General features: G+C 57.6%; 15 protein-coding genes and 1 pseudogene. 5 read left to right on the top strand and 11 right to left on the bottom strand.

What is annotated here, in order from left to right; genetic code table 11:
• Positions 1 to 34: 34 nt before the first annotated feature.
• The gene (locus ACA069_RS04720; RefSeq protein WP_401267877.1) at positions 35 to 439 is read right to left on the bottom strand and encodes an HPF/RaiA family ribosome-associated protein; all 405 of its coding nucleotides are present in this window, start codon (positions 437 to 439) and stop codon (positions 35 to 37) included.
• Between the two features lie 200 nt (positions 440 to 639).
• Entirely contained in the window at positions 640 to 1,587 is a 948-nt protein-coding gene (locus ACA069_RS04715) for a LysR substrate-binding domain-containing protein (protein ID WP_187676835.1), read from the bottom strand.
• 135 nt (positions 1,588 to 1,722) lie between these two features.
• Here ACA069_RS04715 and ACA069_RS04710 point away from each other — a divergent pair, with 135 nt between their 5' ends.
• Both ACA069_RS04710 and ACA069_RS04705 read left to right on the top strand, forming a co-directional pair.
• Entirely contained in the window at positions 1,723 to 3,099 is a 1,377-nt protein-coding gene (locus tag ACA069_RS04710; RefSeq protein ID WP_401267880.1) for an L-serine ammonia-lyase, read from the top strand.
• A 244-nt stretch (positions 3,100 to 3,343) separates the two neighbouring features.
• Positions 3,344 to 3,661, top strand: a complete 318-nt coding sequence (locus tag ACA069_RS04705) for a DUF3509 domain-containing protein (RefSeq protein WP_497616503.1) — start codon at positions 3,344 to 3,346, stop codon at positions 3,659 to 3,661.
• Here the strand turns inward: ACA069_RS04705 and ACA069_RS04700 are convergent.
• Positions 3,658 to 4,158 (bottom strand): phosphate-starvation-inducible protein PsiE, encoded by a 501-nt coding sequence (locus ACA069_RS04700; RefSeq protein ID WP_187676832.1) that lies wholly within the window; start codon positions 4,156 to 4,158, stop codon positions 3,658 to 3,660. The two genes, ACA069_RS04705 and ACA069_RS04700, sit on opposite strands and share 4 nt — an antisense overlap.
• Positions 4,159 to 4,495: 337 nt before the next feature.
• On the opposite strand from ACA069_RS04700, the pseudogene ACA069_RS04695 reads away from it, so the two are divergent.
• Positions 4,496 to 4,750: pseudogene (locus tag ACA069_RS04695) on the top strand (YebG family protein); the annotation flags it as partial.
• Between the two features lie 145 nt (positions 4,751 to 4,895).
• Here the strand turns inward: ACA069_RS04695 and ACA069_RS04690 are convergent.
• Positions 4,896 to 5,915 (bottom strand): Leu/Phe/Val dehydrogenase, encoded by a 1,020-nt coding sequence (locus ACA069_RS04690; protein WP_305441481.1) that lies wholly within the window; start codon positions 5,913 to 5,915, stop codon positions 4,896 to 4,898.
• A gap of 185 nt (positions 5,916 to 6,100) precedes the next feature.
• Here ACA069_RS04690 and ACA069_RS04685 point away from each other — a divergent pair, with 185 nt between their 5' ends.
• Positions 6,101 to 6,904, top strand: a complete 804-nt coding sequence (locus ACA069_RS04685) for a transglutaminase family protein (protein ID WP_497616500.1) — start codon at positions 6,101 to 6,103, stop codon at positions 6,902 to 6,904.
• A 51-nt stretch (positions 6,905 to 6,955) separates the two neighbouring features.
• Here ACA069_RS04685 and ACA069_RS04680 read toward each other — a convergent pair whose 3' ends face one another.
• The 4 genes from ACA069_RS04680 to hmgA all read right to left on the bottom strand — a co-directional run bounded on the left by ACA069_RS04680 (position 6,956) and on the right by hmgA (position 11,738).
• On the bottom strand, positions 6,956 to 8,326 hold the full coding sequence (locus ACA069_RS04680; RefSeq protein WP_489879209.1) for an MFS transporter: 1,371 nt from the start codon (positions 8,324 to 8,326) through the stop codon (positions 6,956 to 6,958).
• A 151-nt stretch (positions 8,327 to 8,477) separates the two neighbouring features.
• Complete coding sequence (gene maiA / locus ACA069_RS04675; protein ID WP_401267886.1) at positions 8,478 to 9,113, bottom strand: maleylacetoacetate isomerase; 636 nt, start codon at positions 9,111 to 9,113, stop codon at positions 8,478 to 8,480.
• 12 nt (positions 9,114 to 9,125) lie between these two features.
• On the bottom strand, positions 9,126 to 10,430 hold the full coding sequence (gene fahA, locus ACA069_RS04670) for a fumarylacetoacetase (RefSeq protein ID WP_497616497.1): 1,305 nt from the start codon (positions 10,428 to 10,430) through the stop codon (positions 9,126 to 9,128).
• A 3-nt stretch (positions 10,431 to 10,433) separates the two neighbouring features.
• Complete coding sequence (hmgA, locus tag ACA069_RS04665; RefSeq protein WP_187676826.1) at positions 10,434 to 11,738, bottom strand: homogentisate 1,2-dioxygenase; 1,305 nt, start codon at positions 11,736 to 11,738, stop codon at positions 10,434 to 10,436.
• A gap of 165 nt (positions 11,739 to 11,903) precedes the next feature.
• On the opposite strand from hmgA, the gene ACA069_RS04660 reads away from it, so the two are divergent.
• Positions 11,904 to 12,692, top strand: coding sequence for an IclR family transcriptional regulator (locus ACA069_RS04660; RefSeq protein WP_497616495.1), 789 nt, complete (start codon positions 11,904 to 11,906; stop codon positions 12,690 to 12,692).
• A 28-nt stretch (positions 12,693 to 12,720) separates the two neighbouring features.
• On the opposite strand, the gene ACA069_RS04655 is transcribed toward ACA069_RS04660, so the two are convergent.
• The 3 genes from ACA069_RS04655 to ACA069_RS04645 form a co-directional block, all read right to left on the bottom strand.
• Positions 12,721 to 16,215, bottom strand: a complete 3,495-nt coding sequence (locus ACA069_RS04655) for a dermonecrotic toxin domain-containing protein (protein ID WP_497616493.1) — start codon at positions 16,213 to 16,215, stop codon at positions 12,721 to 12,723.
• Positions 16,216 to 16,503: 288 nt separating this feature from the next.
• Complete coding sequence (locus ACA069_RS04650; RefSeq protein ID WP_497616491.1) at positions 16,504 to 19,059, bottom strand: LuxR C-terminal-related transcriptional regulator; 2,556 nt, start codon at positions 19,057 to 19,059, stop codon at positions 16,504 to 16,506.
• A 139-nt stretch (positions 19,060 to 19,198) separates the two neighbouring features.
• Complete coding sequence (locus ACA069_RS04645) at positions 19,199 to 20,566, bottom strand: DUF1329 domain-containing protein (protein ID WP_187676822.1); 1,368 nt, start codon at positions 20,564 to 20,566, stop codon at positions 19,199 to 19,201.
• Between the last annotated feature and the right edge of the window lie 5 nt (positions 20,567 to 20,571).

Here is a 20,571-nt window from a genome sequence, read left to right as displayed (position 1 = left end):
CCCGTTCTCATTGGGTGATTAAATAATCAGCGCATCAACTGTTGATCGCTGCCTGTTCATTCTCGAGAAACTCTTGCTCCAGCAGTGCGTCATTCGCCTTGCTAAATGGCACCACAGCGGCGCGTGGTTTGCCGCGCAATTTGCCAAACAGGTGCTCCAGCGCGTGTTCCAGTTTTTCGGCTGCACCATCGATCGCCTGTTCCAGCGAATCGGCTTTGTGGGTGACGGAAATCGGTTGATGGCCTTTTGGCCGCGCTTCCAGTTGGCAGCGCAAGTCATGGGGACCTGGTTTGTCACCGTTCTCGTCGCTCAGGTGGACTTCGACACGGGTCAGGTCTTCTTCATAACGTTCGAGCGTGCTCTCAATGGTTGTACGTACCCACTCCTCCAGTCGTTGACTACTTTGAATATGGTTATCGCTGTTGACTTGGATTTGCATAGTTCATCCCTTATTTCAGCTAGCTCGCAAGAGGCCTTGAACAGGATTTCGTGACCCCTTGATTACAACAATCGGCCCGACTGCCAAACATTTCAACCCCTGAAAAAAGAAAAATTTTCATTCGCAAAAAAAGCCGGACAACCGGGCAAAGCGCTGGTAAGGTCGGGAGTTGGGTCGCCTCGTCACTCTGCAAAATTCGCTCACAATTGCCCGTCGTTCAGCGGGTGCAAACTGCGAAAAATCCCCGCCTCTTCCACCAGCCAATCGTGCACCGCACGCACGCCCGGATGGCTCAACGCCCCTGGCGCATACAGCAATACATAACGTTTATGATTGGGCACCGACAGCCCGAACGGCACGATCAATGCGCCCCGCTCCAGCTCATCATTGAGTAGCGTGCGCCGGGCAATCGCCACGCCCATGCCGGCGATGGCCGCTTCGATGGTCAGGTGATTGCGATTGAACGTGTGCCCCCGCCGCACGTCGGCGCCTTCGAAGCCAATCGCGTTCAAATAGAATTCCCACTCTGCATATTCATAACTGCCACGCCAGGCGGTGATGTCGTGCAACAACGGGAAATGCACCAGATCCGCCGGGCCATGCAGCGGTGGACGTCCACGTAGCAGGCTCGGCGCGCACACCGGAAAAATCTGCTCGTCGAGCAAGGCTGTGGATAACAGCCCCGGATAGCTGCCGTCGTTCAGGTCGATCGCCAGATCAAAGTCGCCCTCATGTAACGGCACGCTGCTGTCCTCGGCCACCAGCCGCAACTGGATATCCGGAAAACGCTGTTGCAGGCGAGGCAGGCGTGGAGTCAGCCATTTGCTCAGGAATGACGGAATCGAACGCACCCGCAAAATCCCGCTGATCATCCCGGCATCGAGTCGGCGCAGCTCGGCGTCGATGCTGCCGTAAGCTTCGTTGACTGTTATCGCCAGTCGCTGCCCTTGCGCGCTTAATTCCACGCCACGCGCACGGCGATGAAACAGACGGAAACCGAGGCGCTCTTCCAATTGGCGGATTTGCTGACTGACCGCACCCGGCGTGATGTGCAGTTCTTCTGCACAACGGGTGAACGACAGGTGCCGCGCGGCACAGGAAAACACCTGCAGCCAGACGTAGGTCTGGGCATGCAATTGACGACTCATTGTTTAGTCCTGCTAAAGGCTGTCTTAGGAAGTTTCGTTGGTCACGGCAGACCGAGGCAGGCAGTATCGCCGACATTGCGCTTGTCCGACAAAAAATGGCAGCGATTCCTACTCCATTGCTTGTAAGGGTTTAGCATGGCTATCAGTGTTTTCGATCTATTCAAAGTCGGCATCGGTCCGTCCAGTTCCCACACCGTCGGCCCGATGCGCGCCGCTGCAACCTTCGCTCAGGCGCTGACCGATCAACGCTTGTTGAACGACGTAGGTCGTGTGGAAATCCGTTTGTACGGGTCGCTGTCGGCCACTGGCGTCGGCCATGCCACAGACCGCGCCACGGTCATGGGCCTGATGGGAGAATGGCCAGACAGCATCGATCCGTCGACCATCGAGCCACGTATCCAGCAACTGCGCGAAACCGGCCAACTGCCCCTCGCGGGTGGACGCTCGATCGCCTTCAACTGGCAACGCGATCTGCTGTTGCTGGACGAGAACCTGCCCTACCACCCCAACGCCATGTCTCTGACAGCCTTTGGCGAAACCGCCGAACTGTTCACGCAGACGTACTACTCGGTAGGCGGCGGTTTCATTATCGAAGCGGCAGAAGCCGAGTCCGGTGTATCACCGGCCGGTGACGTGGTGTTGCCGTACGACTTTTCCAGCGCCGCCGAACTCCTGTCGCTGTGCAAACAGCACAATTTGCGTGTTTCCGAATTGATGATGGCCAACGAACGCGCCTGGCGCTCCGACGCTGAGATCCGTCAAGGTCTGTTGCACATCTGGTCGGTGATGCGAGAGTGCGTCGAACAAGGCCTGCGCCACGAAGGCATTCTGCCCGGCGGTCTGAATGTCCCGCGCCGTGCAGCGAAATTGCATCGCAGTCTTTTGGAAATCGGCAAGCCGAATGTCATCAGCTCGACGCTGTCGGCAATGGAGTGGGTCAACCTCTTCGCCCTTGCCGTCAACGAAGAAAACGCCGCTGGCGGACGCATGGTGACCGCGCCGACCAACGGTGCCGCCGGGATCATTCCGGCGGTGTTGCACTACTACATGAAATTCAACCCGGATGCGTCTGACGACGACGTCGTCAATTTCTTCCTGGGCGCGGCCGCCGTCGGCATTTTATGCAAGAAAAATGCGTCCATCTCCGGCGCCGAAGTCGGCTGTCAGGGTGAGGTCGGTTCGGCCTGCGCCATGGCCGCTGCCGGCCTGGCCGACGTGCTCGGAGCAACCCCGGAACAACTGGAAAACGCCGCTGAAATCGGCCTGGAACACAACCTCGGCCTGACCTGCGACCCGGTGGGCGGCCTGGTGCAAGTGCCGTGTATCGAGCGCAATGCCATCGCGGCGGTCAAGGCGATCAACGCCACGCAAATGGCTCTGCGCGGCGACGGCAACCACTTCATTTCCCTCGACCGGGTGATCCGCACCATGCGTGATACCGGCGCCGACATGCACGACAAATACAAAGAGACTTCAAGGGGCGGCTTGGCGGTGAACTGGGTGGAATGCTGACCGGCTGATTGCACTGTGAGCGGTCACGCGCCCTGAAACGGGCCACAAATAAACAAGGCGAGCCATGGGCTCGCCTTTTTTGTGCCGTATCCATTGTCCGACAAGAATCCCGGCATAGCCCTTGCTACACCTGATCAACACGATAATGGCGATATGGCCACGGAATGGCCGGTGGTCTGGAGGGGCGAACCAACCAGATCACGGCCGGTCAACAACTGCACGTTCAATCAGGCGGTGACGCATCATGGACAACCCTTTTCAGATCATTACCGATGCCTTCGCGCCGGACTATCAGATCAACCTGAGCATTCAGGGCCTGGACGGCAGCATCATGCTGACTCTGTCCAACAGCGGCCGCATCGTGGCCAAACGGATGATCAGCGCCGAACAGCGCAACGACCCCACACGCTTGACGCGTCTGGTGCAAAGCATTCAGTTCGGCATCGCCATCGAACAAGGCCACAGCGCCATGGCGATCCTCGAAGCCATGACCAGCGGCGACGGGCTGACCCCGCCACCGCCAAAAGTCATCGGCCAGCCCCGGCAAGCCGCCGGACTTTAAAGCTCGCCCTTCTCGACTTCGGGATGCTCACCGGACCCCGTACCAATCTTGCGTTGCGGGTGTTCAATCTTCACCGAAGGGAATTGCGACGAGGCGTAACGCACCACCAGAATCGCGAACGCAAGCAGCAGAATCCCGCCGCACAGATAAATGATGCCCATGTCTGGCGGATTGTGGTGCGAGACGTTGGAGATCAGCAGCCGCGTCAGCGCAGTGATCGCCACGTAGATCAGGAAACGCACCGGCATGTGGTTGGTCTTGAAGTAAATCCCGACCATTGCTCCCAATTCCAGATAGATAAACAGCAGCAGAATGTCATCGATCTTGATATGCCCGACTTCGAGCATCCCGAGAAACTCCATCACCGCCGCCCACGCCGTGACCGCACCGATGGCGAACAGCGCCAGGTAGTGGAAGGTCTCGACGAACAGATTGCCTAGAGACTCGGCCAGTTGATGCACGTTTTGCCGCAGTTTCTCGGCCCAGTTGATTTTCACGATGATGTTTCCTTAGCTCGATGCGAGCGGATGATGCGTGTTGGACGTGACGGTTTTTCTTCACGCGCCTGATTTCATGCAGAAACAGGGCCACGCATCATGGCGAGACGCCGCAAAACCCGCGCCGTGGCGTTTGGTCGCACTCTCGGTCTCGCACCCGCCCCTGTGAGAGCGAGCTTGCTCGCGAATGAAGGCGACACGGTCGATCTGACAAACTCCAAATCCGGTCTACATTGAAAAGCCACTACCCAAAGCGCAGGGATTCGCTTATCCTTTTCGCTGTATATAAATACAGTAGTCGCAAAGACAACTAATGTGAAGGCATGTGAGGTGGTGAATGGCCGTCGAAGTGGTATACCGCAGCAGCCGAGATCTGGAGCGCTTGTTCATGGATAAAGCCGAAGCTGACCGTCATGACAAAATGCTCGAACTGGCCGAATACTTGGCCGATGTGCTGCAAAAAGCCGTTCCGTCGCTGACTGAACAGCAAGTGGAAGAAGCCGGGATTTACATGGCGAAGAACCGCGATGTGTTCGCCCGGGCGTTCAAGAGCCAGCCTGATGCATTGTCGGAGCTGATCAATGCGCCGGCTGAGCCGGTCGAAAAAGCCGAGGTCGAGGAATCTGCTGAAGCGCCGGTGAAACCAGCCAAAGCAGCGAAAGCGGCGAAGTAATTTATGCCCGAATTGAATAGGCCCTGAGTCGTACGACTCAGGGCCTTTTTCATGCCTTCGAAACCTACCGATACAAAACCCTTTCCGCCAACTCATCCGCCACCCGCGCTGGCGAGCGTTTTTCCGCCTGCGCATGAGCGAACACTTCGGTCAGCCGTGAACTGATTTTCGACAAGTGCGCGGTAATGGTGGTCAGTTCCTCGCCACGATGTTTCAGCGAGACATAAATCAGGCCACCGGCATTGATCACATAGTCCGGCGCATAAAGAATTCCGCGCCGCTCCAATTGATCAGCCACATCCAGATGCGTCAGTTGGTTATTCGCCGAGCCCGCCACCGCCGAGCAGCGCAATTGCGTGACCGAGTGGCTGTTGAGCACCCCGCCCAAGCCACACGGCGCAAGTATGTCGCAGGGCGTACTGAGCAACGCATCGTTGGCGATCGGGTGAGCGTTGAGCTGCTCCATCGCCAGTTGCACCTTGCCGTGGTCAATGTCGCTGACCAGCAGTTCGGCCCCGGCGGCATGCAGTTGCTCGGCCAGCGCAAAACCGACATTGCCCAAACCCTGAATGGCGATACGCAAACCTTCGAGATTGTCGCTGCCCAACCGTGCCATGGCGGTTGCACGAATCCCGGCAAACACGCCCATCGCTGCGTGCGGCGCAGGATCGCCCGCCGACGTGGTGCTGGTGACATGCTGGGTCTGCTGGGCTATGCAATCCATGTCCGCCACCGAGGTGCCACTGTCGATAGCGGTGATGTAGCGGCCGTCGAGCTGATCGATGCACCGACCAAAGGCTTCGAACAGTGCGCCACGGTTTTCCACGTGCACCGGTCTTACGATCACCGCAACGCCACCGCCCTGAGGCAATCCGGCCAACGCGGCTTTGTAGCTCATGCCCTGGGCGAGACGAATAGCGTCTTCGACGGCCGACTCGTCATTGGGATAGGCAAGGTAACGGCACCCGCCCAGGGCCGGCCCCAGACGACTGTTATGAATGGCTATGACCGCCTTCAACCCGGAAACCGGGTCAACGCTCAGGTGCAGCGATTCCAGGCGAGTGCTTTGCATGAGCGCAAACATCGTTGGGCTCCCGAATCACTTCTTGTAGAACGCCAGTATAGGCTTGCGCCCGAAAATTGCTGGAGCGCACCGGAATAAGCATCGATGGTGATGATGGCTTTGCGGCATAACCCCGGGCCCGAGTTGCCAGACACTGGACGAATGGCACGGACGGGGCTAAAACGAGGCATTCCCCGGAGATTTCAATGAGTCCGCGCCAACGTTTTTTCGAGTGTCTGCACCGCTCCCCGCCCGCGCTGTTCGAAGCCGCGCTGTGGATGGCGGCCGAGCACGAAAAAGCTATCGATCCCCAAACGCTGCTGCAAGACTTCAAGGATCTGCAGCAGCGGGTCAGTTTCGGCTTGCCGATGCTGCCGGTGAGTGAACTGGCGCAGCCGTTGTTGCGGCGCATGACTGATCTGGGCTTCGCCCAGGATGACTTCCTGCCGCTGCGCCCGCAGGCTGCAATGCTGCATAAAGTCTTGCAAACCCGCCGCGGACAACCGTTGGCACTGGCCTTGATTGCCCTGGAGTTGGCGCGCGCCCTGGAGATTCCACTGGTCGGGGTCAATTTCCCCGGGCACTTCCTGCTAAGGGTGCCCGGCGCCGATCACTTGCTTGATCCGTGCGGTGGTCGACGCCTGTATCCCAATGACTGTCGCGAACTGTTGCAGCGCCAATATGGGGCGCACATGAAAATCAATGCCGAGCATCTACTGACCGCCACACCGGTGCAGATGCTCCAGCGCCTGTCGCGTAACCTTCGTCAGTTGCACTCGAGTCACGACGACTTTATTGCTGCGCTGATCGATGCCGAACGTGTGCTGGAACTGGGTGATGCCGGTGCCGCCGATTACCTCGCTCGGGCCAGTCTGTATCAAAAACTGGATTGCCCGAATGCCGAGCGTTTCGATCTGGAACATGCCTTGTTGCTCAGCGACGATCCAATCCAGCGTCTGCGCCTGACCGAAAGACTGGGACACTTGCCGCCCAATTCCGTCGTCCACTGATCCCTTTGTGGGAGCGAGCCTGCTCGCGAATCAGGCGCCTCGGTCCATGAGTCAAACCGCGTTATCGTTCTTCGCGAGCAAGCTCGCTCCCACAGTGATCGCTGTGATTTCAGCAGGCGAGCGCACCTGAATGATCAACAGCGCGGCAATAACGGCCGGAATCGCGCAGAAGAAGAAAATCTGCTCCACCGGAATATGCATCGCCAACAGCAAACTGCCGAACAGCGGCCCAAGAATCGAACCGAAACGCCCTACCCCCAACGCCCAACCGGTGCCAGTGGCGCGTACATGCGCGGGATAGAAGTTACTGGCGAACGCATTCAGGGTCAGTTGCCCGCCGATGATGCAGAAGCCTGCGGCAAACACGCAGGCCACCAGATAACGCGGGTTGTCGTGATTGAGTCCCAGCAGGATTGTGCACAACGCTGCGCACGCGAGCACGGCGGATAACAGACGCACCTTGCGTTTCAAGCGGTCGGCGAACCAGGCCATGCAGATCGCGCCCAGGGTCCCGGCGAACAGGAACATCGACGTCACCAGGTTGGCTTCGTTGAGTTTCAGGCCGCTTTCCAGCAACAGTGACGGCAGCCAACTGATCATGAAGTACAGCAAAATCAGGCTGACGAAAAACGTCGCCCAGATCAGCAAGGTCGGCCGCGCGTAGCCGTTACGGAACAACTCGACCACGGTCAGTTTGCTGCCCTGCTCCTGCTCGTTCTGTTCAACGGAGGCGGCTGGCGGTTGCCAGTCGGGCAGCATCCGCGCGGTGACTTTGCGCAGCCGCGCATACGGCGGGGCATCACGCAGCAGACGCGGCAAGGATTCCGGCAGCATCCACCAGAGGAACGGGAACAGCAGCAACGGCGTCACACCGCCGGCGAGAAACACCGCTTGCCAGCCGAATTGATCGATAAACCCCGCCGCAACAAAACCACCCGCCGCACCGCCGAACGAGAAGCCGCACGCGGCCAGCGTGACCATCAGTGTGCGCAGGCGCGGTGGCGAATATTCCGACATCAATGCCATGGCGCTGGGCATTGCGCCGCCCATGCCGATCCCGCAGATGAAGCGCGCGATCATCAGCGAATTCAGAGAATCGGCGAACACCATCAGCACCGTCAGGCTCGCGTAAATCAGTACGCAGGCGAGCAGGATGCGGCGCACGCCGAAGCGGTCGGCCAGTGGCGTGACGACGAGAGAGCCAATGGTGAGGCCCAGCAGGTTGGCGCTGAACACAGGGCCGAACGCTGACTTTTCCAACCCCCAGTCCTGCGCCAGTGCCGGCACCACATAACCGAGCACTTGGGCGTCATAGCCGTCGGTGACTAGCAACAACGCGAGCAGGATCAAGAGCAACCACTGATAGCGGGACACAGGACGGGCGTCGAGTGCCGCCCGGAAGCTGGCAATCTGGTTGTGCATCGCAAGGTTCCTGTTTTGTTTTTATGGTTTTTTTGCGTGGATCAACGCCGAACCTTGTGGGAGCGAGCCTGCTCGCGAATGCGGTGTGTCAGGTAAATGAATGGTGGCTGACACTCAGCATTCGCGAGCAGGCTCGCTCCCACAGGGGGTATTACGGTGTATCTGGCTGGTTAGCGGGATGCGCCTTGATAAACGCCGGATGCTCGGCAGCCAACGCCGCAACGCGACGAATACGCGGGTAAGCCTCCAGCGAAACATTGAACCGCTCTGCCGCATACAACTGCGGGATCAGGTAAACGTCCGCCACGCACGGCCACTCGCCGAAACAGAAGCCGCTGTCGCCGATCAACGGCTCAACCGCCGCCAGGCCCTGGCTGATCCAGTGACTGATCCACTCCACCACCTGCGGTTCATCGTGCCCCAGCTGACGCAGCCGATTGAGCACGCTGACGTTGTGCAGCGGATGCACATCGCAACCGATCACCGCCGCCACTCCACGCACATGGGCGCGGGCAGCAAGGTCTTCGGGCAACAGCGGCATCTGTGGATAACGTTCTTCCAGATACTCGATGATCGCCGGCGACTGGATCAGCAACTCGCCATCATCGGTACGCAAGGCCGGCACCCGCCCCTGCGGATTGATCGACAGATACGCCGCTTGCCGATGCTCGCCACCGGACGGCGCGATCAGATTGACCGGCAACGCCTGATAGTCGAGGCCCTTGAGCGCCAGCGCGATCCGCACCCGATACGACGAGGTCGAACGGTAATAGGTATAAAGATCCATGAGCCGCTCCTGTCAGCGCGCCGCCAGCACTTTGCCGCGGCATTCGCCGAAGCCGATGGAGGCAAAACCGTCGCGGGCGCAGCGTGCGCGCAGGATGATTTCGTCACCGTCCTCAAGGAATTTACGCACCTCGCCGGACGCCAGTTCGATCGGCTTTTTGCCGCCCTCGGTGATTTCCAGCAGGCTGCCGAACTGACCGTTTTCAGGGCCGGACAAAGTGCCCGAACCGAACAGATCGCCGGCCTGCAACTGGCAGCCGTTGACGCTGTGGTGCGCGACCATTTGCGCCACGGTCCAGTACATGTAACGGGTGTTGCTCAGGGTCAGGCGATGCGCCGGCAGATTCTGCTCGCGCATGGCTTCGGTGAGCAGCAGTACTTCCAGTTCGATGTCGAAGGCGCCGCCATCCTGATCGCGCTTGTCGAACAGATACGGCAGCGGCTGCGGATCACCTTCAGGACGCGCCGGTTGTGCGGTGCGGAACGGCTGCAGCGCTTCGGCGGTGACCACCCACGGCGAGACGCTGGTGAGGAAACTCTTGGACAGGAAAGGCCCCAGCGGCTGGTATTCCCAGGCCTGGATATCGCGGGCCGACCAGTCATTGAGCAGGCAGAAACCGGCGATGTGTTCGGCGGCATCACCGATGGCAATCGACTCGCCCATCTCGTTGCCCTGCCCGATCCAGATCCCCAACTCCAGCTCGTAGTCCAGACGCGCGCAAGGGCCGAAGGTCGGCTCGCTCGCACCCGCCGGCAAGGTTTGGCCTTTCGGGCGACGCACGTCGGTGCCGGACGCGCGCACGGTGGAGGCGCGACCGTGATAACCGATCGGCACATGCTTGTAATTAGGCAGCAACGGGTTGTCGGGGCGGAACAGTTTGCCGACGTTCTGCGCATGCTCAATGCCGACGTAGAAGTCGGTGTAGTCGCTGATGCGCGCCGGCAAATGCAACTGGCAATCGGCGGCCAACGGCAGCAGTTTTGCGCCTTGAGCCTCGATGTTGCCGCGCAGGGTGCTGCCTTCGCTGAACAGTTCCAGCAGACGTTCGCGCAAGGCCACACGCGCCTCACGACCGAGCTCGAAGAACGCGTTCAGTTGTCCGCCGTGCATGGCTTCAACCGCCGTGCGAGCGACGCCGTCGAACAGACCGGCCTCAAGTGCAACTTGCAGATCGAAGATGTGTTCGCCAATCGCCACGCCACTGCGCGGCTCGGAGCCCTCAACGCTGAACACGCCCAACGGCAGGTTCTGCAACGGAAAATCGGCGTGGCCGTTGGCCGAAGCGACCCAACTGCGGGTGATGGAATTCTGAGTCATGGGTTATCTCCGGGTCGGGTCGAACGTGGCGGGCAGCGTGGCCCAGCAGGCGTCGTAAGTGGATTGCAGTTGCGGGCAGTCGAGGGCAAAACGGCTTGGGCGCAGCACCTGACTGGTCTCGAACATGAAGGCCATGGTGTTGTCGATTTTCGCCGGTTTGAGATCGGCGTTGATCGCTTTGGTGCAGGTCTCGCCATCCGGGCCGTGGGCGCTCATGCAGCTGTGCAGCGAGGCGCCGCCGGGCACGAAACCTTCGGCCTTGGCGTCGTATTCGCCCTGGATCAGGCCCATGAATTCGTTCATCAGGTTGCGGTGGAACCACGGCGGACGGAAGGTGTTCTCGGCCACCATCCAGCGCGGCGGGAAGATCACAAAGTCGAGGTTGGCCAGACCGTGCACGCTGGTCGGCGAGGTCAACACGGTGAAGATCGACGGGTCCGGGTGATCGAAACTGACCGTGCCGATGGTGTTGAAGCGGCGCAGATCATATTTGTAGGGCACGTTGTTGCCGTGCCAGGCGACCACGTTCAGCGGCGAGTGATTGAGTTCGGTGGCCCACAATTGGCCGAGGAATTTCTGCACCAGCGTGGTGGGTTGTTGCAGGTTTTCGTAAGCGGCGACCGGTGTCAGGAAGTCGCGCGGATTGGCCAGACCGTTGCTGCCGATCGGTCCCAGATCCGGCAGGCGCAGCGGTGCGCCATGGTTCTCGGCGATGTAGCCGCGCGCCTGCGGATCGAGCAGTTCGACGCGGAATTTCAAACCGCGCGGCAGCACGACGATCTCCAGCGGCGCCACTTCCAGCACACCCAGTTCAGTAGCGATGCGCAGACGCCCGAGTTGCGGCACCAGCAGCAGTTCGCCGTCGGCGTTGAAAAATACACGCTCCATCGAGCGGTTGGCGGCGTAGTTGTAGATGCTGATCCCGGCGGGTTTTTCAGCACCGGCGTTGGCCGCCATGCTCACCAGGCCGTCGATGAAATCGGTCGGCTCGCTCGGGATGTCCAAAGGGTTCCAACGCAGGCGATTGGGGGTCACTTCACCCAACGGGCCGCCCGCCAGTTGCCGCTCCAGTTTGACGAACGCCGGGTGATTGGCCGACGGCTGAATCCGGTACATCCAGGTGCGTCGCGCTTCACTGCGAGTCATGGTGAACGCAGTGCCGGAGAACAATTCGGTATAGAGGCCGTACGGGGCTTTTTGCGGGGAATTCTGACCAACAGGCAGCGCGCCGGGCAACGCTTCAGAGCTGAATTCGTTGCCGAAGCCGGACTGATAAGCCAGCGTCGACGCGGTTGAATCGAGGTTCATGGAGCCTCCTGAACAGGGAGTCGGCAGTGGCCCATCGCTCTGGCTCAGAGGTTTCGGCACGCCGGGGTTGTTATTATCGTAATTCGATTACGCATAACGTAATTTGCTCGCTATCCAGCGTCAAGCTATAAAGACGCCCATTCGTTTTCGGATCCCGGCAGCACCATGGAAAAAACCAGCGACAGCAACGGCAAACAGAAAGTCCGCTCCGCCGAAGTCGGCACCGACATCCTCAAGGCCCTGGCCGAGTTGTCGCCAGCCACGTCGCTGTCGCGTCTGGCCGAACATGTGCAGATGCCGGCGAGCAAAGTGCATCGTTATCTGCAGGCGTTGATCGCCTCGGGTTTTGCCGAGCAGAACCCCGCCACCAACCATTACGGTCTCGGCCGTGAAGCGCTGCGTGTGGGCCTGGCCGCACTCAACAGTATGGACGTGCTGAAAGTCGCCGCCCTGCCGCTGGCCGAATTGCGCGACGAACTCAACGAAACCTGCTTCCTGGCGGTGTGGGGCAATCAGGGTGCGACCGTGGTGCACATCGAACCGGCCGTGCGTGCGGTGACGGTGGTGACGCAATTGGGCTCGGTACTGCCGCTGCTCAGTTCCTCGACCGGACTGGTGTTCAGCGCCTATCTGCCACATCGGGAAACAGACGAATTGCGCGAGCAGGAAATCGCCGTCGCCGACCATCCGCTGGCCGATGAAAAGGTTTACACAACCTTGTGTGAACAGATCCGCGAACGCGGTCTGCATCATGTGCATGGTTTGTTGATGCCGGGCGTGGATGCCTTGTCGGCGCCGGTGTTCAACGCCGTTGGACAAGTCGCTGCGGTGCTGACCATCGTCGGCCCGACCTCGTTGTTCCACGCAGACGAAAACGGCCCGGCGGCGCAGCGGTTGTTGGCTGCGACGCGGGCCGTGAGTTGGCGGATGGGATTCGAGACGCCAGCGTCCTGAAAGAGTAGCCGGCGCTTCGATTACTGGATCAACCGATCAGTCGGGTGGTGCTTTCCACTCTGTGAGGCGCTACGGCGACTGCGGTCACATAGCTGATGCCGACGGGGACACCGGTTACATCCGAGAGCAGGTCTGCATAATCCTTGATCTGAGACAGTAGTCCGTACGCGCTGACAGAGTTGCCGATGCCAGAGATCTTGCCGATATAAAACATGATGGCCGCCCTCCAGGCACTGGCAAAGTAAGCATTGGCTGCTTCCTTATCGCCGTCCAGTGAGGCCGAAATCCCCTCAACGATCGTATAGGCGATTCGCAGTACACTCACCACCGCGCCTACTGGAGGCACGAACAACGAGACAACATCCAAAGCGACACCAATCAAAATCTTGGCATCGACCCAGACCGCCTCCCAAGTGCTGGTGGTTTGATAATCCACGTCAGCCATGAAACGCTTTACCAGGGCGACGTACTCGTGTTTGAACTCGTTGCCAACCCCATACGCGTTGTACAGCACGGGCGGCCGTTCGCGTGTGCCGCCGCTTTTGTACTTATCTGTGAGTTGTTTGACAGCCTTTTGATCTTCAAGACTGACCATTCGTAAAACATGGCCTTTAAAGGCGGAATCTTCAAGCCGCGCCGACAACTGTTCGACAGGGAAGAAATCATTCCCGTCATGGGTACCCGGCGTATAAACAACAGACTGCAGCCGCCCGTTAAACTGGCGACTAAAGATATAAGCGCCGTGAATTTTCCTGCCTTCCAAGGTGAAATGATAAACGCCCACGTCCGGCACGGATTGAGCGCCTACTGTGTATAAATCAGTGCCGGGACTATTTCTATCAAGACCATCGATAAGCGCTTTCAACCAATTGAAATCCTCATTGGATATCGTGCGCCTGATTTTCTGGGCCAGGGCTGCAGTGAGCATTTCGTTCTGTTTCAGCTCTCGGTAAAAAACTTCTTTCAGAGCACGACGTGGGGTCGAGATGAATTGTTTTTCAAGATACGCCTCATAAAGTTCACCGGGCTTAAGATCAATAAGATCATTGATGACCTGTACATTTAATGCTCGTGGAACCGAACCGCTGAATTTGGCAGTTCGAAGGTAATCTCTTAACTCACCTATTGCTATGGAGACTCCAGGAACGACGGCACTCAGAATTTTCTCAAAAATCGAAACATCACTACGCCAGGTCTGCCACTGGATGAACAGATTGGTGAGCGTCATTTCTGGAACATTATTAATTTTGACCCTTACATTTTCCGGATCGAAGACAGGAACTTTAAGTCCCTTTCGATCCCAGTACTGGGCGAATGTCTTCATCACCAGATCACGAGCAAACTCCTTGAAAGGCACGATTTTCAGATCGTCTTTTGCAATGCTCTGAATAGCCTTGAGTTCTGTATGCAGTCGAACGGATAACCCTTGTTCCTCCACCGAGGCTTTCCTGAACCACTGAGGTGTGAAGGCTTCAATTTGCTTCGCTTCCCAACTGAGGATATTTTTTACCGCATTTTCCAACGGGTAGTCTTCAGTAGTGAACGGGAATTCAAAGCTCGATTGGCCAATCCACCGTAGAGTCCAACTATCCCCTGTGACTTCAGCCACCATTCTGTTTACATCAGACAGAACGGCCTGACCCTTCAAATACTCCCAAATTTCATCGTCCTGGACCCATGCTAATAATTCATTCCTTAACTGTCTTGAATTGGGAAACTCAAACCACTCTTGTCCGGATGGAAAACCCGGCGCATACAACACGATGAAGTCTTCGCGATTAAGCTTTTGTGCAAAATACCTCAAGTCTTTGAACGCTTCATATTTCGCACCGAGCTTGATCTCCCCGGACATAAAAGACAGATCACCAAAGTTATAGCGATTGACCATGTCATTGGCACGCGAGCTCACATGCTTTTGCAGAACCGCGCTAAATATCGACAGCGCCGTCCTCTTGCCTTGAACTTCTCGAAGAGCGTCGAAAACTTCACGCTTGGAGTAGACCGCTTGCCGCGCGTCGTTATACCGGTTACGCACATTCAGCGAAATGATCGAATTGATCAGATTGGAAGGCGTAAATTTTGGGTTAAACGGCTGATTTTCTACAGCAATCTCATATTGACCGCCTCGATCATGCACGCCGTACATGAACGCCTGAGTGAGCGTCTTGCGCTCCTTTGTCTCAATCTGTTGGCCATTCGTTACTTTCAACACATTTCGGATATTGACGAAGATGCTATCGGGGTCAATCCGAACGTCCTTACCCGGCGAAATGAATGCTTCCACTTCATTTTTTGCAAAGTCCTTGAGCGATGCGAACCCCTTGGTTACTTCATGGTATTGAACCTCGCTTTCAAGCAGGCGCTGTTGCAATGCCTCATAAACTTCCTGATTCGTCGAACCGGCATTTTTTAACCAGACCGGCCACCGGTTTCTTTGCGCTTGGCGCAGAAGTACCGCCTGGCGAGCCTTCGCCAGACGAGGAATGTCTGGTAGAGACTGTGCAGACGTCACCGACGCAACAACCGAAACAAAATCCGAATCCGGATCTGTGAACCGAGCCAGCTGTTTCACAACATCAGCGCAAGATTTCTCAATCCCGTTATCGCTGATGCGTGCAAACAGATCGGCCTCAACTTTCAAATAACGAAATTCAGGCGCGGTCGGGAATGTTTCTCGCTCATTGATCGCGAGCGACTGCAAGAACACCTCACGACTGTCACCTGACATCAAGCGTTGCTCCAGCGTCTGATGCAACTGAGCAGAGGAAGAGAATTTTTCGACGCCATGGGTCGGGGAGTAGAGCACTATCGCCGTATCGGCCCGAGGAACAAGTTCATCGTTGACGGGCGCTTCGAGCGGGATGGCGAACATTGAACGTTGCTCGCTATAAGCGTCCCCTCGGCTGCCGATAAATACGCCATACCATGAGCCGCGCGAACCCGGTTGAACCCTATAGCGGATGCGTTGAAGCTCCTCACGGCTGATAGCGCCCTCATCAGCAAGAACTTCAAGTTCATTTAGAAAGAGATTGGCCTGAAGCTCGCCCAAGGTCATTTTTCTAGGAAGGGAAAACTGCCCCTTACTTTCGTCTTTTCCTGCCCAGTACTCTTGTAGCGCAGCAACATAGTAGTCTGGCAAGTTTCGAAACAGGTGCGTCAGCAGTTTCTCCACAGAGGCCAGAGAGACCGCAGGGTATATATTTCGAGTATCGGTTGAAAGCGGGCGATCATAAATCGCGTAATACTGCGCATCGTACGTCGGTGCCCTGCCACGCTGTAGGCAGTCATTCAAAACATGAAACAAACCTCCTACCGGCTCCATTTGCTTCGGTTTGACATTGCCACGAACATTGATGTGAACAAGACGTTCATCGATCCCTGGCGCGAACTCTCCAAGTGCACGCTTCAAACAGGCACGTAAAATAAAATCAAATGCAGGCACGTCCTTCAAGTGATCCGACAGTGCGGCCAGTGCCTCACCCAATCTGCCAAATCCAGACTCATCAAGACTACGAACTTCCATTTCGAAACACCCTATCAGTTTGATACTTACAAATATCCGAATGACATTTGCTTCGCTAATTCAAACTAAACCGGGCACTTATCGAAAAGATACTCAGAATACTTTTCCAATCTTGTATACGACCAAAACCAAACATTCAGAATAAATAATACAAATTAATTATTTCTTCATACCGACACCGCCAACAACTAAAATCCGCCTACCACCAGACCTTGACGCTTACATTCAGTCTTCTTTATTACAAAGAGCAAACCCATCCCTTTCTAAAAATTACATGTAACAAAAACACTACAACACCATACCCATTGACTTGGCACACGCCACCGCCTGAGTTCGTCGTGCGACACCTAACTTTCCATGTATGCGTCTGGCGTGGGTCTTTACCGTATGTAGAGAAATAAACAACTGATCCGCAATTTGTTGATTTGAATATCCCTTGGCGATCAGACCTAAAACTTCCAACTCGCGGAGACTGAGCAGACCGCTATCAATCAGTTTCCTGGCACTGGGCGAATCTACGACCTTGTTATTCAATTCTTTCAACAAATCAGGTTGACGCAGTTTCAGTTCACGTAACGCCTGATGCAAACCATGGTGACTGGCCATTTCCAGCCCCTTCTGTAAGTGACGCCGCGCCGAAGGCTGATCGCCTAGAATAAAGGCAGCCTCGGCCAACACCAGATGAAGGTCGGTTTCCAGCCAAAGCATTTTGCGTTGATGTGCCGCCTCCAGCAAAAGCTGGAGACGACCGATCGGATTGAGCGCCGTACGCAGCCCAACTTGTGCAAGGATCAGCAAATACTCAACCCGCGGAATCAGCTCAAGTGTCGCCGGCGGTGCCTGCAAGGCATCCGATCCTTGATAGTGTCGCAGCAGACGTGTCATGGCCTCGCATGCCAGCTCGGGACGTCCTTGCTGTAACCAGAACAGGCTGCTGACCTGCAACAGCACACCCCGATAAACCGTTTCCGGAATCTGCCTCTGCTGCATCAAACGCTCCGCATCACGCAGCCATACGAACGCCTTTTGATAATCTGCCTCGTTGGCAGCCAGTTGCGCCAGTCCCAGATAACCATACAAAACCCGCTTGTCTTGATTGCGCTTGCAATCGTCCAGCCCCGACTGGAAAAACGCAGCCGCCGAGGCATCCAGCCCCTGACTCAGCGCAAGGCGCCCGCGACGCAAGGCAATCCGTCCCAGCAAAGGGCTCAGCCGGTTCGGCTGCCGGGCGAGCAAATCATGCACGCCCGCCAGCAGACTTTCAGCCCGAGGTGCAGCGCCGCGCTGCTCGAGCAATTGTCCGTGATCGAGTTCAAGCAGTGCTTCGAAAACCAGCGAGCCTTGCGCCCGCGCCAGACATAGCGCCTGGCGATTCAGCGCGTGGGCCAGATCCAGCTCCCCGCGCAACAGAGCCTGCTGGGTCAACCCTGACAAACACATCACCCGAGCGATCCAGTTCTCGAGATCGAGTACCTCCAGCGCTTGCGAAAAGTGTTCATGAGCGGACTCCATCCGCCCTTCCAAATGCAATAACCAGCCTTGCGACGTTTGCCAACGCGCAATCAACTGCCGCTCAAGCGCTGGCGAAGGCTGCGGCATGAACCGCCCCAGGTGCCCGATGCATTTCGCTGCCTGTTCGAAACGACCGGCAAAGAGCAACGCAGCGGTAATCAGCCCGACCAGTTGCGGGGTGCTCAGGGTCAACTCCACACCTTGTTGCTCGTGCAACTGCACCAATAACACGACAGTTTGCTCTTCAAACAACTGCTCGAAGCTGAAGTGCTGCAGCAGGCTGACTGCGGCTTCATATTCTTCTGCCAATAACGCCTGTTCAAATGCCGAGCGCCAATCCCGTGCGGCACTGAACCACTGACAGGCACGTCGATGCCATGTACGGCGCGATGGCCAATGTTCCTCGCGCACGACGCGAGACAGCGGCGGAAAAATGTGCGACCAGTCCGCAGAATCATTCCAGGGTTCAATAAAGCAGCCAAGCATTTGCAATGTTCGCAGGTGTACAGCCCCCTCCCCGGCGCCGAACAAGTGCTCGCACAGTTGAGCATTGAAGCGCGGCATTTGTGCGAGCACGCGCCAGACTTCGGTCAGTTCCGGCGTGAGGCCACTGAAGAGTTCATGTTGCAGGTAGTCGAGCAGCGTATCGACGCGTTGCTGTGGTTCAGTTGTCTGCGACCAATCGCATTTGCGCAACAGCGCCATGCGGACCCCGGCGCACCAGCCTGCGGTTCGCTGGTAGATTCGCGCGGACAGGTCGCTTGCCTGCTCGGCGGGCAAGTGCTTCAGCGCATGGGCAATTTCTGCTTGCGTGAGCGCCAGCGTCGGGCTTTCGCACTCGTACAGTTCATCATCGAGCAGCAGGCGTGGCCAGTTGCATTGCGGGCGTCTACGCGTGCCGATCCACCAGACGCACGCGGAACTGCTGACCGTCAATAACCGATCAAGCAACGCGTCCAGCGCTGGATCCGGCAGGCGGCAGTAGTCATCGATAAACAGCCAGGTCGGCCTCGACCAGCGACTCAGCGCAGCGACCAGAGCAGACTCCGTTGTTTCGGCCAGCCCCAACGCCTGCGCCAGTCGCAGACAAAATTCACTGGTACTCAATGCCGCGCCTGCCAACGGCAACCAGCCGACCTCGCAGCGTGGCGGCGCCTGCAGCAGGCACTCGGCAAGCAGCGCACTCTTGCCACTGCCCGCAGGAGCGCAGATCAGCCTGACCCGCGCCATCGACTCAATCAACGGCTCGCTCAATCGCGAGCGTGCCTGATGATGGGCGGACAGTCTGGGCAGAAATCCGGGGCGATCCAGACACGGCGTCATGGCGGTCATCGGTTGAACCTTTTTATAGTTGTTGGCTCACCCTAGCCCTCTCCAAACCGCTTGTTGATAAGTATTCAGCACGCTGATTGGCGGCCATAAAAAAGGCGACCGTACGGTCGCCTTTTGTTCAGTCGATGTATCCGAAATGTTACCGCACCCCCTCGGCACGCAGGGCCGATGGCGTGTAGTCGGCAGCCTTGGCTTCGAAGCCGAATTCGAAGCTGTGCTTCTCTTCGTTCTTCATCCCCAGGGCAATGTATCGGCCAGCAATGATGTCGTAGAGCGCTTCGAGGGTGTAGGCCTGAGCCTGGTGATCGTAGTAGTACTGAGCGTGACCTTCGGCGACGCGCCACAGTTGCCCGCGACCGTCGTAGTGGTCGGCGAGCGCCACTTGCCAGCTGTCCTCGTCGATGTACATGTGGCGCTTGGCGTAGATGTGTCGCTCGCTCGGCTTGACCGTGCCGATCACTTCCCAGACCCGGTGCAACTCATAGCGGGTCAGATCCTGATTGATGTGCCCGGCCTTGACGATGTCGTCATATTTCAACTTCGGCGAATCGAGTTTGTAGCTGTTGTAGGGAATGTACATTTCCTTCTTGCCGACCAGTTTCCAGTCGTAGCGATCCGGTGCTCCGGAGAACATGTCGAAGTTGTCCGACGTACGCAGGCCATCAGCGGCGGTGCCCGGGCCGTCATATGCGACTTGCGGAGCGCGGCGTACCCGGCGCTGCCCGGCGTTGTAGATCCACGCCAGACGCGGTTCTTTCACTTGATCGAGAGTTTCGTGCACCAACAGCACGTTGCCGGCCAGCCGTGCCGGCGCGGTCACCGACTGCTTGAAGAAGGTCAGCACGTTGGCGGCTTTTTCCGGATCGATATCCTTCATCAGTTGCGGCACGGCGATCTCTTCTTCGAAGCGGATCGGCGTGTAGCTGCCGTTGGTTTGCGGCGTGACCTGGGTGATGATTCGGCGCAGATTGCCGCCGTGGTATCGGGTGATGTGGTTCCACAACACCTCGACGCCATTCTTCGGAATCGGGAAAGCGTAATAGCGATTACCGGTGAAATTGGCGAGGCCGTTGCCGTCGTTGATGCTGGTAACGTTGAGTGCGCTGCGCTTGGCCGACTCGTAGATTTCCGGCGGCACGGCGACGGTGCGGTGGGTCGGATAAACCGGGATCTTGTAGGTTTGCGGGTAGCGTTTGAACATGGCTACCTGGCCGTCGGAAAGCTTGCTCTTGTACTGGTCGACGTTGGCCGCAGTGATGGTGAACAACGGTTTTTCACTGGCGAACGGGTCCGCGAGAAAGCCTTTGCTGTCCACCGCACCGGCGTTCTTCGGGATGCCACCGGTCCATGCCGGGATCGAACCGTCAGCGTTGCCGGCCTTCTCGGCGCCGAGCGGGGTCAGGCTGGTGCCGAGTTTGTTTGCCTCATCCGGCGACACTGCCGCCATCACGTTGGCCGCCAACAGACTCAGGGCCAGCACACCGCATTGCAGAATCATTTTGCGCATTGCTT

Source organism: Pseudomonas sp. LBUM1652 (assembly GCF_059716105.1).
This window is presented reverse-complemented; position numbering and strand designations above follow the sequence as displayed.

Excerpts from the sequence above, each read along its gene's own strand:
- ACA069_RS04720 (WP_401267877.1), bottom strand. The coding sequence starts at position 439 with ATGCAAATCCAAGTCAACAGCGATAACCATATTCAAAGTAGTCAACGA.
- ACA069_RS04715 (WP_187676835.1), bottom strand. The coding sequence starts at position 1,587 with ATGAGTCGTCAATTGCATGCCCAGACCTACGTCTGGCTGCAGGTGTTT.
- ACA069_RS04710 (WP_401267880.1), top strand. The coding sequence starts at position 1,723 with ATGGCTATCAGTGTTTTCGATCTATTCAAAGTCGGCATCGGTCCGTCC.
- ACA069_RS04705 (WP_497616503.1), top strand. The coding sequence starts at position 3,344 with ATGGACAACCCTTTTCAGATCATTACCGATGCCTTCGCGCCGGACTAT.
- ACA069_RS04690 (WP_305441481.1), bottom strand. The coding sequence starts at position 5,915 with ATGTTTGCGCTCATGCAAAGCACTCGCCTGGAATCGCTGCACCTGAGC.
- ACA069_RS04685 (WP_497616500.1), top strand. The coding sequence starts at position 6,101 with ATGAGTCCGCGCCAACGTTTTTTCGAGTGTCTGCACCGCTCCCCGCCC.
- ACA069_RS04680 (WP_489879209.1), bottom strand. The coding sequence starts at position 8,326 with ATGCACAACCAGATTGCCAGCTTCCGGGCGGCACTCGACGCCCGTCCT.
- maiA (WP_401267886.1), bottom strand. The coding sequence starts at position 9,113 with ATGGATCTTTATACCTATTACCGTTCGACCTCGTCGTATCGGGTGCGG.
- fahA (WP_497616497.1), bottom strand. The coding sequence starts at position 10,430 with ATGACTCAGAATTCCATCACCCGCAGTTGGGTCGCTTCGGCCAACGGC.
- hmgA (WP_187676826.1), bottom strand. The coding sequence starts at position 11,738 with ATGAACCTCGATTCAACCGCGTCGACGCTGGCTTATCAGTCCGGCTTC.
- ACA069_RS04660 (WP_497616495.1), top strand. The coding sequence starts at position 11,904 with ATGGAAAAAACCAGCGACAGCAACGGCAAACAGAAAGTCCGCTCCGCC.
- ACA069_RS04655 (WP_497616493.1), bottom strand. The coding sequence starts at position 16,215 with ATGGAAGTTCGTAGTCTTGATGAGTCTGGATTTGGCAGATTGGGTGAG.
- ACA069_RS04650 (WP_497616491.1), bottom strand. The coding sequence starts at position 19,059 with ATGACCGCCATGACGCCGTGTCTGGATCGCCCCGGATTTCTGCCCAGA.
- ACA069_RS04645 (WP_187676822.1), bottom strand. The coding sequence starts at position 20,566 with ATGCGCAAAATGATTCTGCAATGCGGTGTGCTGGCCCTGAGTCTGTTG.